This is a genomic window from Streptomyces sp. V1I1, assembly GCF_030817355.1.
Classification (GTDB): domain Bacteria; phylum Actinomycetota; class Actinomycetes; order Streptomycetales; family Streptomycetaceae; genus Streptomyces.
In genome coordinates this window covers 7,640,269-7,654,093 of the sequence record NZ_JAUSZH010000001.1, presented here as the reverse complement: position 1 = coordinate 7,654,093, position 13,825 = coordinate 7,640,269, and the positions used below count along the sequence as shown (strand labels likewise).

15 protein-coding genes are annotated in these 13,825 nt (G+C 70.2%); 14 read left to right on the top strand and 1 reads right to left on the bottom strand.

The window, feature by feature from the left end; genetic code table 11:
• Window positions 1–235: 235 nt before the first annotated feature.
• The 7 genes from dhaK (at window position 236) to QFZ67_RS35805 (ending at window position 4,793) form a co-directional block, all read left to right on the top strand.
• On the top strand, window positions 236–1,228 hold the full coding sequence (gene dhaK, locus QFZ67_RS35835) for a dihydroxyacetone kinase subunit DhaK (RefSeq protein ID WP_307665201.1): 993 nt from the start codon (window positions 236–238) through the stop codon (window positions 1,226–1,228).
• 65 nt (window positions 1,229–1,293) lie between these two features.
• Window positions 1,294–1,899, top strand: coding sequence for a dihydroxyacetone kinase subunit DhaL (gene dhaL / locus QFZ67_RS35830; protein ID WP_307665200.1), 606 nt, complete (start codon window positions 1,294–1,296; stop codon window positions 1,897–1,899).
• Window positions 1,896–2,303 carry a PTS-dependent dihydroxyacetone kinase phosphotransferase subunit DhaM gene (locus tag QFZ67_RS35825; protein ID WP_307665199.1) on the top strand — a complete coding sequence of 136 codons (408 nt, stop codon included), beginning with the start codon at window positions 1,896–1,898 and terminating at the stop codon, window positions 2,301–2,303. The genes dhaL and QFZ67_RS35825 overlap by 4 nt, the downstream gene beginning before the upstream one ends.
• 92 nt (window positions 2,304–2,395) lie before the next feature.
• Complete coding sequence (locus QFZ67_RS35820; protein WP_373430256.1) at window positions 2,396–2,635, top strand: GTP-binding protein; 240 nt, start codon at window positions 2,396–2,398, stop codon at window positions 2,633–2,635.
• A 293-nt stretch (window positions 2,636–2,928) separates the two neighbouring features.
• A complete protein-coding gene (locus tag QFZ67_RS35815; RefSeq protein WP_307665198.1) occupies window positions 2,929–3,753 on the top strand; it encodes a hypothetical protein in 825 nt (274 codons plus the stop codon).
• A gap of 91 nt (window positions 3,754–3,844) precedes the next feature.
• Entirely contained in the window at window positions 3,845–4,477 is a 633-nt protein-coding gene (locus QFZ67_RS35810) for a class F sortase (RefSeq protein WP_307665197.1), read from the top strand.
• Between the two features lie 100 nt (window positions 4,478–4,577).
• Complete coding sequence (locus QFZ67_RS35805) at window positions 4,578–4,793, top strand: hypothetical protein (protein WP_307665196.1); 216 nt, start codon at window positions 4,578–4,580, stop codon at window positions 4,791–4,793.
• Between the two features lie 15 nt (window positions 4,794–4,808).
• On the opposite strand, the gene QFZ67_RS35800 is transcribed toward QFZ67_RS35805, so the two are convergent.
• A complete protein-coding gene (locus tag QFZ67_RS35800; protein ID WP_307665195.1) occupies window positions 4,809–5,810 on the bottom strand; it encodes an alpha/beta fold hydrolase in 1,002 nt (333 codons plus the stop codon).
• Window positions 5,811–6,034: 224 nt separating this feature from the next.
• On the opposite strand from QFZ67_RS35800, the gene nagB reads away from it, so the two are divergent.
• The 7 genes from nagB (at window position 6,035) to QFZ67_RS35765 (ending at window position 13,809) form a co-directional block, all read left to right on the top strand.
• A complete protein-coding gene (gene nagB, locus QFZ67_RS35795) occupies window positions 6,035–6,817 on the top strand; it encodes a glucosamine-6-phosphate deaminase (protein ID WP_307665194.1) in 783 nt (260 codons plus the stop codon).
• Window positions 6,818–6,975: 158 nt separating this feature from the next.
• Window positions 6,976–8,301, top strand: coding sequence for a globin domain-containing protein (locus tag QFZ67_RS35790; RefSeq protein ID WP_307665193.1), 1,326 nt, complete (start codon window positions 6,976–6,978; stop codon window positions 8,299–8,301).
• 770 nt (window positions 8,302–9,071) lie between these two features.
• A complete protein-coding gene (locus tag QFZ67_RS35785; RefSeq protein ID WP_307665192.1) occupies window positions 9,072–10,922 on the top strand; it encodes a phage tail sheath C-terminal domain-containing protein in 1,851 nt (616 codons plus the stop codon).
• A gap of 29 nt (window positions 10,923–10,951) precedes the next feature.
• The gene (locus QFZ67_RS35780) at window positions 10,952–11,476 is read left to right on the top strand and encodes a phage tail protein (RefSeq protein ID WP_030352235.1); all 525 of its coding nucleotides are present in this window, start codon (window positions 10,952–10,954) and stop codon (window positions 11,474–11,476) included.
• 30 nt (window positions 11,477–11,506) lie between these two features.
• Window positions 11,507–12,253, top strand: coding sequence for a hypothetical protein (locus QFZ67_RS35775; protein ID WP_307665191.1), 747 nt, complete (start codon window positions 11,507–11,509; stop codon window positions 12,251–12,253).
• The gene (locus tag QFZ67_RS35770) at window positions 12,246–12,959 is read left to right on the top strand and encodes a hypothetical protein (RefSeq protein WP_307665190.1); all 714 of its coding nucleotides are present in this window, start codon (window positions 12,246–12,248) and stop codon (window positions 12,957–12,959) included. Before QFZ67_RS35775 ends, QFZ67_RS35770 begins: the two co-directional genes overlap by 8 nt.
• Window positions 12,960–12,963: 4 nt before the next feature.
• Window positions 12,964–13,809 (top strand): DUF4255 domain-containing protein, encoded by an 846-nt coding sequence (locus QFZ67_RS35765; protein WP_307665189.1) that lies wholly within the window; start codon window positions 12,964–12,966, stop codon window positions 13,807–13,809.
• The last annotated feature ends 16 nt before the right edge of the window (window positions 13,810–13,825 follow it).

Below are 13,825 nucleotides of genomic sequence, written 5' to 3'. Positions count from 1 at the left end.
TCACTGCGTCAGGACTCACGGAAGTGTCACAGCTGTTCAGAGCGATGCCGCGGAAGGACCGGGTGCCGCTGCCCCCCCAACGAAGCCTGATCGATCTACCCTCTTTATAGAAGGCGGGCGGAAAGGCCCGCCTGTCGACCACCGCCGCCCTCTACCGAGAGGAGGCGGACATGCAGGCGTCGATACGACGGTCCGCGATCTTCACAAACGCGGCCGCGCTCACCAGGAGGTACTCATGAGGATGCTCATCAATGTGCCGGAGACCGTCGTCGCCGACGCCCTGCGAGGTATGGCCGCCGCGCACCCAGAGTTGTCCGTCGATGTGGAGAACCGGGTGATCGTACGGCGTGACGCACCCGTCGCCGGCAAGGTGGGGCTCGTCTCCGGGGGCGGGTCCGGGCACGAGCCGCTGCACGGCGGCTTCGTCGGGCCCGGGATGCTTTCCGCGGCGTGTCCGGGAGAGGTCTTCACGAGCCCGGTGCCGGACCAGATGGCGCGGGCGGCCGCCGCTGTCGACAGTGGCGAGGGGGTGCTGTTCATCGTCAAGAACTACACGGGCGACGTCCTCAACTTCGACATGGCCGCCGAACTCGCCGAGGACGAGGGCGTCCGTCTCGCCAAGGTGCTCGTCAATGATGACGTCGCGGTGACCGACAGCCTCTATACGGCGGGTCGGCGCGGCACCGGCGCGACCCTCTTCGTCGAGAAGATCGCCGGTGCGGCCGCCGAGGAGGGTGCGCCGCTGGAGCGGGTCGAGGCGATTGGCCGGCAGGTGAACGAGAGCTCCCGGAGCTTCGGTGTCGCGCTGAGCGCCAGCACGACGCCCGCGAAGGGCAGTCCGACCTTCGATCTTCCGTCGGGTGAGCTGGAGTTGGGCATCGGCATCCATGGTGAGCCCGGCCGTGAGCGGCGCCCGATGATGACGTCGCGGGAGATCGCGGACTTCTCCGTGAACGCCGTACTGGAGGATCTGGAGCCGTCGGGCCCGGTGCTCGCGCTCGTCAACGGCATGGGGGCGACGCCGCTGCTGGAGCTCTACGGCTTCAACGCCGAGGTGCAGCGGGTGCTCGCCGAGCGCCAGGTGCCCGTCGCCCGTACGCTCGTCGGGAACTATGTGACCTCACTCGACATGGCAGGCTGCTCGGTGACGCTCTGTCAGGTCGACGAGGAGCTGCTGCGGCTGTGGGACGCTCCGGTGCAGACCCCCGCGCTCCGCTGGGGCCGCTGACCGTCCAGGACCTGCGCACGGCCCCCGCGGACTCGCCAACCACCCACTCACCACAGGGAGTTCATGTGCTCGACGCCGACTTCTTCCGCCGCTGGCTGACGGCCGCCGCGGCTTCCGTGGACCGTGAGGCGGACCGCCTCACCGAGCTGGACTCGGCGATCGGCGACGCCGACCACGGCAACAACCTCCAGCGCGGTTTCACGGCGGTGACGGCGGTCTTGGAGAAGGAGGCGCCGCAGACGCCCGGGGCCGTACTGACCCTGGCGGGACGGCAGTTGATCTCGACGGTGGGCGGTGCCTCCGGTCCGCTGTACGGGACGCTGCTGCGGCATACGGGAAAGGCGCTCGGTGACGACGCCGAGGTGACGCCCGCGCAACTGGCCGATGCGCTGCGCGCGGGCGTGGCCGCGGTGGCGCAGCTCGGCGGGGCCAAGGCCGGGGACAAGACGATGCTGGACGCACTCAATCCGGCGGTCGAGGCGCTCGGCGACTCCACCGCGTCGTTCGCGGCCGCACGCGAGGCGGCCGAGCAGGGCGCGCTGGCGACCGTGCCGATGCAGGCGCGCAAGGGCAGGGCGAGCTATCTGGGCGAGCGCAGCATCGGGCACCAGGACCCGGGGGCGACCTCCTCCGCCCTGCTGATCGCGGCGCTGGCGGAGGTGGCGGGATGAGCACCGACAAGCCGGTCGGGATCGTGCTGGTCTCGCACAGCGCCGAAGTGGCCGCGACGGTCGCCGAGCTGGCCAAGGGGCTCGCGGGCGGCGCGACCGCGCCCGTCGCCCCGGCGGGCGGCACTGCGGACGGTGGCCTCGGGACCAGCTCGGAGCTGATCACGGCGGCCGCGGCCTCTGTCGACGGGGGCGCGGGGGTGGCCGTCCTCGTCGATCTGGGCAGCGCCGTGCTGACGGTGAAGGCACTGCTGGCCGAGGGCGACGAACTCCCGGACGGGACACGGCTGGTGGACGCGCCTTTCGTGGAGGGGGCGGTGGCAGCCGTGGTGACCGCTTCGGCGGGCGGCGACCTGGACGCGGTGCAGGCGGCAGCATCGGAGGCGTACGACTACCGCAAGGTGTGAGCCCGGCCGGGGGCCGACGTACGCCGCCCGAGCCCAATTGTTAACGGGAACCATTTTCATGTAGCGGGCCCGGGCGCGAGCTCGTCACCGGTCTGTGGCCGCAGGCCGGTGCCGTCGCCCGCTTCGAGCCTTCGGGCATGCACGAGGCGGAGAGCGGTCAGGGCCAGGAGCTGGTCTTCATCGGCACCGGACTGCGCGCAGAGGCGCTGCGCGGCGCGCTCGACGGCTGCCTCGTCGGCGCGGACGAGACGGGACCGTGGCACGATCCCTTCCCCGCGTGGGACGTTCACTGCACCGAGGATCACCGCACGCCGTCCGTGACGCTCCGTTAGGGCCTGGGGTCGCCGGCCGGACCCGGTGGCTCGCTCCCGCAGAGCCACCGGGTGACGCGGTCACTCGATCGGACTCGCGTAGGCCGCGGATCGGCCGGGCTCCCGGCCGTACCGCGTGACCTGGCAGGACCGTCGCGGCCACTGCGACGGACGGGTGGTGACAGGCCGAGGCCGGCCGTCCTCGCCGCATGCGGCGCCCCGGTCGGCCTCCTAGCGTCTTTCCCAACGAGGGGCACTTCTTCTCCTGCGCGGAAGTCGTCCGCAATGGCCCTCGGGAACACGGAGAACTGACCATGCGTGCGATACGTGTCGCCTCCCTCGCCCTGATCGGCACCGCCGCGCTGGCCGTCGGCGCGCCAACCGCCCTGGCCGCCGACGAGGGCGACGTCACCCCTGCCGGTTTCACGGTCACCCCCTCGACCGTCGCGCCCGGCGGCACCGTGACTCTGAACGCCACCGAGTGTGAAGTCCCGACCGTGACCGTGTCATCCGGAGTCTTCGAAACCGTCACGCTCGATGAAGGCCACCCCGGCACGGTGAAGATCGACGCGACGGCCAAGCCGGGCGCCGAGGACGAGGTCACCTTCGACTGCAACGGCGAGAAGGTCACCACGGCCCTCGCCATCAGCAGCGGCTCCGGCTCGCTCACCGCGACCGGGACGGATACGGGGGACTCGCCCACCGGGACCGAGGCCGAGACCGGCGACTCGCACACCGGGACCGAGGCCGAGACCGGGGACGCGCTCACGGCGACCGAACCCGGCGACGCACTCACTGAGACCGAGACCAAGGCCGAAACCGGCGACTTGCACACCGAGACCGAGACCAAGGGCGAAACCGGCCAGGCACCCACCAAGACCGAAGCCGAGACCGGCGACTCGCACACCAAGGCCGAAGACGAGACCGGCGACTCGCGCACCGACTCGCACACAGGCACGGGAACCTCGCACACCGGTTCCGACATGAGGAAGCCCGGCGCGGGCGTCGATGCCGGCGCCGGCGGCAGCTTCGCCGATCTGAGCCCCGCGCAGATCGCCGTCGGCTCCGCCCTCGTCGCGGGAGGTGTGCTCGGCGGCGGTGTCCTGCTGCTGCGCCGCAGGTCAGGAGAAGGCGTCTGACGCCGACACAGCGGCTCCGCCGCCCCGGGCCCCGAGGTCCTGGGCGGCGGAGCGCCACCCGAGACACAAACGGGACCGAGGAAGAGCGCCCATGCACACGTTCAAGCACCGCAGCTCGTGGTTCACGGTCGCCTCTGTCCTGCTGCTCGGGCTGTTCCTCCTGCGCAACGGATCCACCGAGGCGGCCGGCGGCCCGCCCCAGCCCGGCTCCGCCGTCGGGGCCCGCCACAGCGCGGCCGACCCGCTGCCACCCGCGCCCGATGCGCTCCCCCACTCCCCGCCACGGCGGATCGCCATTCCGTCCGTCCGGCTCGACGCCCCGCTCACCGAGGTCGGCCTCGACGGCGACGGCCGGATCGATGCGCCGCCGCTGGAGAAGAGCAATCTCGCCGGCTGGTACAAAGGCGCGGCCGGCCCCGGCGAGCGGGGCACGTCCGTCATCGTCGGCCATGTCGACAACAAGGCGGGCCCGGCCGTCTTCTACTCACTCGGCGCACTGGAGCAGGGCAGTCGCATCGAGATCCTGCGCGGGGACGGCCGTACGGCAGTGTTCGCCGTGTACGGCATCGAGACTTACGCCAAGAAGAATTTCCCGGCCGCCCTCGTCTACCAGGACACCCGGGAGCCCGAGTTGCGCCTGATCACCTGCGGCGGCGGCTACACGAAGAAGACCGGTTACGACGGGAACGTCGTGGCGTTCGCCCGCCTTGTCGAGGTGCGGTGACGAGGTGGAGCAGTTGTCGGTCTGCTCACCGGCTCCGATCAGTCGCATGGGGCGCCGGCTCGGCAACGAGGCCCGTCCAGCCGGCTGGCAGACTGGGGGCATGTCCGCTCCCCGCCGCCGTTGTCCGGTCTGCCGTCGCGAAATCGCCGTCGTCGCCGGACGGTTCGCCCGCCATGACCCGGTTGGCTCGCGTACCGCGGCCGAGTTGGTCTCCTGCCCCGGGTCCCGGCAGCACGCGCAGCTCGATCCGGCCCTGCAGCCCGATCTCGACGGAGCTTTCGTGCCGGACTTCCCCGGTCAACTTCCTCTGTTCTGACAAGCAGGCGCGTCCTCAGGTCGCGCTGCGCTCGCTCGCCAGTTGCAGCTCGTCCTCGACAACGCGTCCGGCCCGCAGCAGCTCCCGCCAGCGCTCCGTACTCCAGTCGGCGGGGCGGGTCGTCTCGATGAAGTCCTCGACCAGCGCCAGAAAGCGCGCCGGATCGGCGTGGAAGGGAAAGTGGCCCGCGCCCTCGAAGATCTCCAATCGGCTTCCGGGCATTGCCGCATGCGCGCCGTGCGCGTGCTCAACCGGCACCACGCTGTCGCGCGATCCCCACAGCAGCATCGTCGGCATCCCCTGCGCCAGATAGCAGCGGTCGAGCATGGTCACCACCTGGCCCCGCCAGTCGACGACGGCCCGCAGTGTGCGTATGAAGGCGCTGCGCGAGGTAGCGTCCGGCAGTGCGTCCACGAGGTTGAGCAGCTCGGGCGCGTCCTGCCCGAGGTCGGTGTCCAGCATCCTGATCAGCTCGGCGAACAGGCCGGTCCCCTGCCGCATCCCCGGCAGGTTCAGCGCCGAGAGCAGCAGGTCGGCGCCCGGCAGGGAGACCGCCCTGAGGACGGGATTGACCTCGCGGCCGACGCCGCCCGCGCTGACGAGGACCAGTCGTTCGGTGCGCTCGGGGAACTGGTACGCGAACTGCATGGCCACTCCCCCGCCGAGCGAATGGCCGACGAGGGTGGCCCGGTCGATGCCCAGCACTCCGAGCAGGTCCCGCATGCCGTTCGCGTAGGCCGCAACCGAGTAGTCCGCACGCGGCTTGTCCGAGGCGCCGTGGCCCAGGAGGTCGGGTGCGATGACGGTGTAGCGACGGGCCAGCCCGGGGATCAGGTCCACCCAGGTGGCGGAGGAGTCTCCTATGCCGTGGACGAGGAGGACGGCCGGACCTTCGCCGGCGATCCGGTATGCGCGCCGGTAGCCGTGCACCACATAGTGGCGCAGCTGCACATCGTCTTCGCTGACGGACCGCAGCCTGCTGCGGTCCGATGTCTGCGGTCCGAGGCCGGTGACCATCCGCTCACCTCCTACGCGGTTCCTCATCCGCTCTTTCGAATCTGCTCCTTCGAGCGTATAGCCGCCACCGCACGGGGGATTTCCACCAGGTTTCACCCCGGGTACGGCCTGCTGTGGGGCGGGCGGAACGCCCAGCCGGGCCGGATATCCCGCACGCGACAGCACCCCTGCCTACCAGGTAGATTGGTCTACACCACTCGTGCCTCAAGAGACAGGGATCTTTCGTGGAAGTTGTCATCGTCCCGGACTCCGCCACGGGCGGCGAGCTCATCGCCGAAGCCATGGCCGACCTGCTGCTACGCAAGCCCGACGCCCTCCTCGGCGTCGCCACCGGTTCGACCCCGCTGCCCGTCTACGAAGCCCTCTCGGCAAAAGTGCGCGCCTCGGAAGTGGACGCTTCCCGTGCCCGGATCTGCCAGCTCGACGAGTACGTCGGACTGCCCTCCGGCCACCCCGAGTCGTATCGCTCCGTGGTCCTGCGCGAGGTCGTCGAACCCCTCGGGCTCACCGACGCGTCCTTCATCGGCCCCGACGGGACCGCTGACGACGTCGCGGCCGCCTGCCTCGCCTACGACCGCGCGCTGGCCGAGTCCGGCGGCGTCGACCTCCAGCTGCTCGGCATCGGCACCGACGGGCACATCGGCTTCAACGAGCCCTGTTCGTCGCTCGCCTCCCGCACCCGGATCAAGACGCTGACCGAGCAGACCCGGCAGGACAACGCCCGGTTCTTCGACGGCATCGACGAGGTCCCCCACCATGTGATCACCCAGGGCATCGGCACCATCCTGGAGGCCCGCCATCTGGTCCTGCTGGCCACCGGCGAGGCGAAGGCCGACGCCGTGGCGCTCGCCGTCGAAGGCCCGCTTTCCGCGCTGGTGCCCGCATCCGCCCTACAGCTCCACCCGCACGCCACGATCGTGGTCGACGAGGCGGCGGCCTCCAGCCTCAAGCTCGCCGACTACTTCCGCGCCACCTACGCCGCCAAGCCCGCCTGGCAGGGCCTGTAGCAGCGGTCCGTTGTCCCGCCCGGAAGGGGAATGTTCCAGTCGAGAAGTAAGTGATGCCACAACGACTCGGATTCGCCTACGAGTTGATACGGTTCAGCTCGCTCAGCACTGTGACGCGCGTTCAACTATCGCGCAACCGTGCAGCCCCGGGGGAATCCATGAACGACGACGACATAGATCTGGTCAGAGCGAGCCTGGAACGCGTCAGACGGCGTGCAAGTCATGTGGTGCGTTACTTCTACGCCCACCTGTTCACCCACCATCCAGAGCTGCGGAAGCTGTTTCCGGCCGCGATGGACGATCAGTACGAGCGGCTGTTCGCCGCCCTGGTGCAGGTCGTGGACCATCTCGGCCACCCCGGGCTCCCCGCCCATCTGGCTCAACTCGGCCGGGATCACCGCAAGTTCGGGATAAGCGACGACGACTACGCGGCGGTGGGCGAGAGTCTCGTCGCCGCGGTCCGCTACCACAGCACCCAGTCGTGGAACGCGCGGAGCGAAACGGCCTGGCTGCGGGTGTACGCAACCACAGCCGAGGCCATGACCGGCGGGGCGCACAGTTCTGTCGCCGCGGACGAGCCCGCGTCGTGGGAGGCCACTGTCGTCTCGCACCGGCTGCACGGCGGGCACACGGCCGTCATCCGCGCCGTTCCGTCCGCCCGCTATCCATGGCGCCCCGGCCAGTACGCCACGATCGAGCATCCGGATCTGCCGGGTGTGTGGCGGCCATACTCCCTGGCCGGCCGCCCCGACCGTGACGGTGTGCTCGAATTCCATATCGGCCGGGTTGCCCATGGACTGCTCAGCAATGTGTTGTGCGACCACACAGAGCCCGGCCACATACTGCGCCTGGGCGCCGCCTCGGGATCCGCGCTCGCCCCGCCGCCCGGCACTCCGGCCGTCACTCTGATAGCCGCCGGCTCGGGCTGGGCCCCGGTCAAGGCGGTCCTGGACGAGTTACTCGCCCGCAAGCCCACACCTCGAATCCGTATCGATGTCGTGGCCCGTGGCGAGGCCGACTTCTACGACGGGGGCTCCCTCGTCGGCCTCCTGCGGGCCCACCCCTATCTGAGCGCCTACTGGTGGTACGAGGAGCGGGCCGAGGGCCGGACGCGGGCCGCGGAACGGCTGCACAGCAATCTGCGCGCGCGCCGGCAGTGGACCGGCGAGACCGTCTATCTGTGTGGTCCCGTGATGTTCGTGCAGGAGACGGCCGAGTTGCTCTACGAGTGCGGGCTGCCCGCAGAATCGCTTATCCGGGATCCATTGCCCTCGTCGGTGCAACAGCGCGGACACGTCTCACACGCGGAACAGTTCCTCGATCCGCGCCCGGTGAACTGGATCGATCCCGACGCCCGTACGCGCCCGCTCGACCTCCAGGCACCCGAGTCCCACTCCGAGCCTCAGCCGGAAGCACAGTCTGAGCCCGCACCGCCGGACAGCGGCAGCTGGTTCGAGCCGCACCGCGCGGCAGGACGGGTCTGACCTCACTCCCGCCGCTTCACTCCCGCCGCTTGGCGAACTCGCTCACCCAATGCTTCGTACGGTCGAGACAGGCCCTCTCCGCCGCGGCGCCGGCCTTCCCGTACGCACCGGAGAAGGTGAAGAAGGTTCGGGATACCGCCGTGCCGCACGAGTGTCAACGGGTCATGTCGCAACCGTCGACGGAAGGCAGACGGGAGACCGGAGAAGTACAGCCTTCGTCCTGATTTTCACTGCACCCGAAGGCATCGCCCCAGGCGCAGCCGGGTCGTGGCGCAGGACCGGCCAAACGACCGGATTCCCGCCTCGACCAGGGAGCCTTCCCGCCAACGCCGCCCCGCCGAAGGGGAGTTGGAGTTGGTCATTTCTCACGAACTGGACACAAGGCGGCGCGCCGGGGTCAGTTGCATTCGGCTTGTTTCCCACCCCTGATGGCATTTTCCTGTGAAGCGATCGTGAATACCTCTCCATATTCGACCGGCGATATCCCTCTGACCACGCCAAATCGCCGCCGATCACCGCACAGCCAATGATCACCGGATGACTGAATCGGTCTCTTGACCGACCCTTCAGCGGCGAACCAGACTCCCCAGAGGCACTCATGCATCAGGAGCCACAAGCACAGGCACATGCCGATGGCCCTGCGAGACCGATATCGCACGGGGTGTGTGACGGGGGAATGCAGTGATGAGCGCGTATGCCTGCTGGACGCATACGCGTGGTTTCTTCACCTCCCTCCTCATCTCTTGGTGCGCGAAGGGAATGGAGGGGGAATGCCGACGCACATGGGCTATCCCGGCGTATACATCGAAGAACTTCCCAGCAGCATCCGGACCATCGCCTCGGTCACCACGTCGGTGACCGCGTTCGTGGGGCACACCCGCCGGGGTCCGCTCAACCAACCAGTGCGGGTCACCAGCTTCGCGGACTTCGAGCGGCGCTTCGGCGGACTCACCTCGCAGAGCGCGGTCAGTTACGCGGTGCACCAGTTCTTCGGCAACGGCGGTACGGTCGCGGTGATCGTCCGTGTCGCCAAGGCCGGCACCGGCGAGGAAGCGTGCGTCACGCTCCACTCCACCGAGGGGCACAGCGAGTGCCCGGTGCTGGAGGTGCACGCCAAGGAGCCCGGCGTCTGGGGCTCGGGCCTGCGGGTGGCCGTCGACCACGACACCCCCACCCCGGACAAGACGTTCAACCTGCATATCCTCGACGCCCGTGGCGGCGCCCGTGAGTCCTTCACCGGACTCTCGATGCACTCCGGCCACGGCCGCTTCGTGGAGACGGTCGTCAATGCCGGCTCCTCCCTCGTCCGGGTCAAGGCACTCGACGAGGACCGGCCCGACCCCTCCGGTACCGTCTCCAAGCCGTTCTCGGCCGAACTGCCGGACCTCAATGTCGAGTTGAAGGTCAAGATCGGAGACGTGGAGCGGGAGTTCACGCTCTACGAGCCCGACCACGACGGCGAGCCGCCGCGCACTGTCACCGAGCTCGCCCTGCTTCTTGAGCGCAAGCTGCGCGCGCTGCCCGACGCCCCCGGCAAGCACGCCTTCGCCGGAGCCGAGGTCACCGCCTTCGGCCGCCGCCTCCAGGTCGTGGCCGGGTCCGTCGACCCCGACGACGTGGTCCGCTTCATCGGCGAGTGCGCCAACGACCTGGGCCTGGAGGCCTCGGTCAACCCGCCCGTCTTCCCGCTCCAGGGCGGCAAGGACGGCGACCCGCCCGGGCCGCGCGACCTCATCGGCAGCGAGGCGCGCAAGACCGGCGTACAGGCGCTGCGCGACGTGGACGACGTCAACCTGCTGGCTCTGCCGGAGCTTTCGGCGTACGAGTCCACCGAGGACATGGTCACCGTGCTGTCCGCCGCCGAGCAGCTGTGCCGGGAGCGGCGGATCTTCCTGCTCGTCGACTCGCCGTCGACCTGGGGCAGCGTGGACGCGGCGCGGGCCGGGATCGGCGCGTTCGAGCCCGTGCGCAGCAGTCACGCGGGGCTGTACTTCCCGCATCTGCAGCTCACCGACCCGCTGACGGGGCGGCTTCGTTCCTTCCCGCCCTCGGGCGCGATCGCGGGCGTCATCGCCAGGACCGACGGCGAGCGCGGCGTATGGAAGGCGCCGGCCGGGACAGAGGCGCGGCTGGCCGGTGTGCGGTCGCTGACGGTCAAGCTCACCGACCGGGAGAACGGGCTGCTCAACCCGCTGGGCATCAACTGCCTGCGCACCTTCCCGGTGGTGGGTCCGCTGGTGTGGGGCGCGCGCACGCTCGAGGGCGCGGACGCGCTGAGTAGCGAGTGGAAGTACGTGCCGGTGCGCCGGCTCGCGCTGCATGTCGAGGAGAGCCTGCACCGCGGTCTGCAGTGGGTCGTCTTCGAGCCGAACAACGAGCAGTTGTGGCAGCAGATCCGGCTGAAGGCGTCGGCGTACCTCAACGACCTGTTCCGGCAGGGCGCGTTCAAGGGCGGCACGCCGCGCGAGGCGTACTTCGTCAAGTGCGACAAGGACACCACCACCGACGCCGACATCGACGCCGGAGTGGTCAATGTCGTGATCGGCATCGCGCCGGTCAAGCCGGCGGAGTTCGTGATCGTCAAGATCCAGCAGATGGCCGGACAGTTCGACCTCTCGTAACCCAAGGAAAAGGAACACGAAGGAAACCGATGGCTGAGTTCCAGATAAACGCCCATCGCTTCGACCCGTACAAGAATTTCAAGTTCCTGGTCCTCTGGGACGGTCGAACGGTCGCGGGCATCAGCAAGATCAGTCCTCTGAAGCGCACCACCGAAGTGGTCAAGCACCGCCACGGCGGTGACCCGAGCTCACCGCGCAAGTCTCCGGGCCGCTCCGAGTTCGAGGGCGTCACGCTCGAACGCGGCGTCACCCACGACCCGGAGTTCGACCGCTGGGCCAACAAGGTCTGGCAGGTCGGCGCCGGGCTCGGCTCGGAGGTCTCGCTGCGGGACTTCCGCAAGGACATCATCATCCAGGTCCTCAACGAAGCCGGGCAGGTGGCCGTCTCGCACAAGCTGTACCGCGCCTGGGTGAGCGAGTACCAGGTGCTCGGCGAGCTGGACGCCAACGCCAACGCCGTCGCCATCCAGAGCGTCAAGCTCGAATGCGAGGGCTGGGAGCGGGACTACGAGGTGGAGGAGCCGGTCGAGCCCTCGTTCACCCATCCGGCCTGAGCACGGCCTGTCGCACCGGAGGAATGAGGGATGACGCCGACGGGGCCGGCCGAGCTGCTCGCCACCTGGGAAGCCGGTCTTGCGCAGCACGACTCGGGTCGCTCCCTGCTGCTGCACCGGGCCGCCCGCCCGGGGGCCGGCGCCGACGAGTTGCTGTCGATGCCGGTCGGCGAGCGGGAGGCGGATCTGTTCGCGCTGCGCCGGGCGTTGTTCGGCGAGCGCATGCAGGTCCGTGTCGAGTGTGCGTCGTGCGGCGAGGCGATGGAGTTCGACCTCGACGCAACGCGGCTCGGCACCCGGACGCGGACGCCGGACGGGCCGCTGCGAGTGGAGGAGGGCGAATGGGCGGTCGAGTTCCGGCTGCCCACCGTCGCCGACCTCGCGGCGGCCGGCGCGGTGCGGGATCCGGCTCAGGCGCGCCAGGTGCTCGTGGCGCGCTGCACGGTTTCGGCCGTACGGGACGGGGAGGCGGTTCCGCCGGAGCGGCTGGCCTCGCTGCTGCCGGAGCACGTGCAGCAACGGCTCGCCGCGACCGCGGCCGAGGCGGATCCGACGGCCGATGTGACGCTGAACATCGCCTGTCCCCAGTGCGGTGAGGCCACCCCGGCCGAGCTGGACATCACCTCCTATCTATGGACCGAACTGGACACCTGGGCACGGGACTTGATGCTCGACGTCCATCTGCTCGCCACCGCCTACGGGTGGAGCGAGCCGGAGATTCTGGCGCTCAGCCCGCTGCGGCGTCGTTACTACCTGGAGCTGTGCGCAGATGCCTGACTACTTCGACCGGCTGCTCGCCCGGTACACGCCGGTGCCGGCGGCCGGTGGCGCTGCGGCGCGGGTCCGGCCGCGGCTGCCCGGCCCGTTCGAGCGGGTCGAGGCGCTGCGGAGCGGGCCGCCGGAGCCGGATGCGCCGGCGGCGCTGATTCCGGCCGCGCCCGGGCCCGCCTTCGGTCCTGCCGAGCTGGTCCGGCACGAGCGGGAAGTGCGGACCGACCACCACACCGTCGTACGGACCGAGGCGGCCCGTGCCGGGGAGCCCGAGCTGCCCGCGGCTCAGGCGGCGCAGAGTGCCGGGCCGCTGCTGCGGCCCGCCGCGGCAGCTTCTCCGACGGCGCGTCCGGCCGCAGACGTTCCGCGCTCGGCGCGGCGGGCCGGGGTGCCTGCGGTGACCGATGCGCCGCGAACGCCGTCGGCTCCCGCGCCCCGTGAGCCCGCTCCCCCGGTGGCCGCCACCGCTCCGGCCCGGCCGCGCGGCGCCGACACCGCCGCCGCTCGTGGCGCGGCCCTGAGCGGGGTGGGACGGCGTGCGCCGCGGCCGGCCGAGCGCGTCGTACACGTACAGATCGGCCGACTCGAAGTGAGCGCGGCACCACCGCCCGGCGCGAGCCGCCCCGCGGGCGGCCGCCCCGACCACTCCGGCCGGCGCGCACCCGCGCTGACCCTGGACGACTATCTGTCGCGCGGCGAGAAGAGGGACTGACGTCATGAGCAACGCACTCGCCATCGCGAATGTCACCCAGGCGCTGGCCCTGCTGATCGAGAACAATCTGGGACCCGAGATGGACATCGCGGTCAAGGTGGACACCCGTAAGCCACCGGCCGAGCCGCCGGCCGACCCGACCATCAATGTCTTCCTGTACCAGGTCACGCCGAACCCCTCGATGCGCCACACCGACCTGCCGACGCGCGCCTCGGACGGCACGCTGCTCAAGCGCCCTGCCGCGGCGCTGGATCTGCACTATCTGATCAGCGCGTACGGGGAGGAGGCGGAGCTGGTCGGGCAGCGACTGATCGGGTGCGTGGTGCGGACGCTGCACGAAATGCCGGTCCTGCCGAAGGAATTGATCGAGCTGGCGGCCGAGCGTCCGTATCTGGCAGGCAGCGATCTCGCCGAGTCGCCACAGAGGGTGCGGTTCACGCCGACGGTGATGGACATCGACGAGACGTCGAAGCTGTGGGGGATGCTGCACCAGACCCCGTACACCTTGTCGGTGGCCTACCAGGCGTCGCTGGTCCTGATCGAGGGCCGCGAGCGACCGGTCCCGGCGAAGCCGGTGGAGCGAAGGACGGTGCGGGTGCTGCCGTTCGGGGCGCCGGGCGCGCCGGTGCCGCCGAGGCCGTCGGGCGCGGCGGGGGCGGCGGTTGAGGTGGACGGTTCGGAGCCGTCGCCGGAACCGCAGCGTGATCCGGAGCCTGCGCCTGAGGCGGCGTCCAAGGCGGCCGTTCCCGCGAGGAGGCGCACCGCGAAGACCACCGCGAAACGTGCCGCGCCCTCTCGGCCCCGCAAGGGAACAGGCGCGGACGCGGATACGGACGGTAAGGAGAGCTGAGGCAGGTGCGCAACAC

Bases quoted from the DNA above. Each gene is read 5' to 3' on its own strand.
- QFZ67_RS35810 (WP_307665197.1), top strand. From the start codon at position 3,845: ATGCACACGTTCAAGCACCGCAGCTCGTGGTTCACGGTCGCCTCTGTC.
- QFZ67_RS35785 (WP_307665192.1), top strand. From the start codon at position 9,072: ATGCCGACGCACATGGGCTATCCCGGCGTATACATCGAAGAACTTCCC.
- QFZ67_RS35770 (WP_307665190.1), top strand. From the start codon at position 12,246: ATGCCTGACTACTTCGACCGGCTGCTCGCCCGGTACACGCCGGTGCCG.
- dhaK (WP_307665201.1), top strand. From the start codon at position 236: ATGAGGATGCTCATCAATGTGCCGGAGACCGTCGTCGCCGACGCCCTG.
- QFZ67_RS35815 (WP_307665198.1), top strand. From the start codon at position 2,929: ATGCGTGCGATACGTGTCGCCTCCCTCGCCCTGATCGGCACCGCCGCG.
- QFZ67_RS35825 (WP_307665199.1), top strand. From the start codon at position 1,896: ATGAGCACCGACAAGCCGGTCGGGATCGTGCTGGTCTCGCACAGCGCC.
- QFZ67_RS35765 (WP_307665189.1), top strand. From the start codon at position 12,964: ATGAGCAACGCACTCGCCATCGCGAATGTCACCCAGGCGCTGGCCCTG.
- QFZ67_RS35790 (WP_307665193.1), top strand. From the start codon at position 6,976: ATGAACGACGACGACATAGATCTGGTCAGAGCGAGCCTGGAACGCGTC.
- QFZ67_RS35775 (WP_307665191.1), top strand. From the start codon at position 11,507: ATGACGCCGACGGGGCCGGCCGAGCTGCTCGCCACCTGGGAAGCCGGT.
- QFZ67_RS35800 (WP_307665195.1), bottom strand. From the start codon at position 5,810: ATGGTCACCGGCCTCGGACCGCAGACATCGGACCGCAGCAGGCTGCGG.
- QFZ67_RS35780 (WP_030352235.1), top strand. From the start codon at position 10,952: ATGGCTGAGTTCCAGATAAACGCCCATCGCTTCGACCCGTACAAGAAT.
- QFZ67_RS35805 (WP_307665196.1), top strand. From the start codon at position 4,578: ATGTCCGCTCCCCGCCGCCGTTGTCCGGTCTGCCGTCGCGAAATCGCC.